Origin of the sequence: Kitasatospora putterlickiae (assembly GCF_039527695.1) — a bacterium.
In the GTDB taxonomy this organism is placed as follows: Bacteria; Actinomycetota; Actinomycetes; order Streptomycetales; family Streptomycetaceae; genus Kitasatospora; species Kitasatospora putterlickiae.
Genome location: NZ_BAAAKJ010000206.1, coordinates 25321 through 26896, shown reverse-complemented (window position 1 = coordinate 26896; position 1576 = coordinate 25321). Strand labels below are relative to the sequence as shown.

1 protein-coding gene is annotated in these 1576 nt (G+C 76.4%); it reads right to left on the bottom strand.

The window, feature by feature from the left end; genetic code table 11:
* Window positions 1-1576: S41 family peptidase (locus ABD308_RS20590; RefSeq protein WP_344337344.1), on the bottom strand; the 1576-nt coding region annotated here is incomplete at both ends.

Genomic DNA, 1576 nt, shown 5'->3' with positions numbered 1-1576 from the left:
GCTGACGATGACGGCGAGCAGGGGGAGCGCGACGACGGCGAGCACGACGACGGGGAGCGGGACGGCGGCCGGCGCGTCGTCCAGCAGCTCCAGCGCCAGGCGCACCGCCGTGACCAGCTCCGGGTAGCGCCCGGCGGCCCAGTCCCGGGGGGCGCGGATCACGTGCACGTCCGGTTCGACGCCCCGGTTCTCCACCGACCAGCCGAGCCCGCCGGTGAACCAGGAGGCGTTCTTGGGCACCGAGATCTGCGTCCCGTCGCCGAGCTGGTGCCGTCCGGTCATGCCGACCACCCCGCCCCAGGTCCGGGTGCCGACCACCGGGCCGAGCCGCAGCAGCCGGATGGCGGCGATGACGACGTCGCCGTCCGAGCTGGTGGCCTCGTCGGCGAGCGCCACCACCGGCCCGCGCGGGGCGTCGCGCGGCCACCGCACGGGTTCCCGGCCGCGGCTGAAGTCCCAGGCGAGGACCCGGCGGGTGAGCTTCTCCAGGACCAGTTCGGAGACGTTGCCGCCGGCGTTGCCGCGCACGTCCAGGACCAGCGCGGGCTTGTCCAGCTCCCGCCGCACGTCCCGGTTGAACTGCGCCCAGCCGGAGCCGCCGAGGTCCGGGATGTGCAGGTAGCCGCACCGGCCGTCGCTGAACTCCCGGACCAGGGCGCGCCGTTTGGCCACCCAGTCCTGGTAGCGGATGGCCCGCTCGTCGGTCAGCGGGGTGACGGTGATCCGGCGCACGGCGCCGTCCGGGCCGCCCCGGCGCAGGGTGAGCTCGACGCTCGTCCCGCCGGTGCCGACGAGCAGCGGCAGCGGTCCGCGCACCGGGTCGACGGGCCGCCCGGCGACGGCGAGCAGTTCGTCGCCGCCGCGTACGCCGTGGGTGGCGAGCGGGGCGCGGGCGCGCGGGTCGGAGGACTCGCCGGGCAGGATCCGGTCGACCAGCCAGCGCCCGTCGGGGGAGCGGTGGGCGTTGGCGCCGAGCAGACCGAGCGGCTGCTGGGCGAGCGCGGGCCCCTCGCCGCGCCGGGACGGGGTGACGTAGGCGTGCGAGGTGCCGAGTTCGCCGAGCAGTTCGCGCAGCAGGTCGGCGAAGTCGTCGGGGCCGGCGATCCGCTCCAGCAGCGGTTCGTACTGGGCGACCAGGGCGGGCCAGTCCAGCCCGCACATGCCCGGGTCCCAGAACTGGTCGCGCACGATCCGGGCGGCCTCCGCGTAGGCCTGGCGCCACTCGGCGGCCGGGTGCACGGTGTGGGTGATCCGCCGCAGGTCGACGGTGGTGCCGGCGGAGGGGGCGGCGACCGGGAGGATCCGCAGGGTGCCGGCCGTGTAGACGGCCACCGAGCCGCCGTCGCCGGAGACCGCGTAGCCGTCGAGCCGGTCGGCGAGCGTGGAGCGGGAGCCGCGCGCCAGGTCGAAGTACTCCAGGGAGGGGCGGCCGGAGGTGTCCTCGGGGTTGGTGAAGGTCTGCCCGAGGACGCCGGAGATCGGCCAGCGCAGCCAGACCAGCCCGCCGCGCACGGCGTCGGTGGCCGAGTACTTGCCGGCCAGCACCGGGAACGGGATCAGCCGCTCGCCGAGGCCC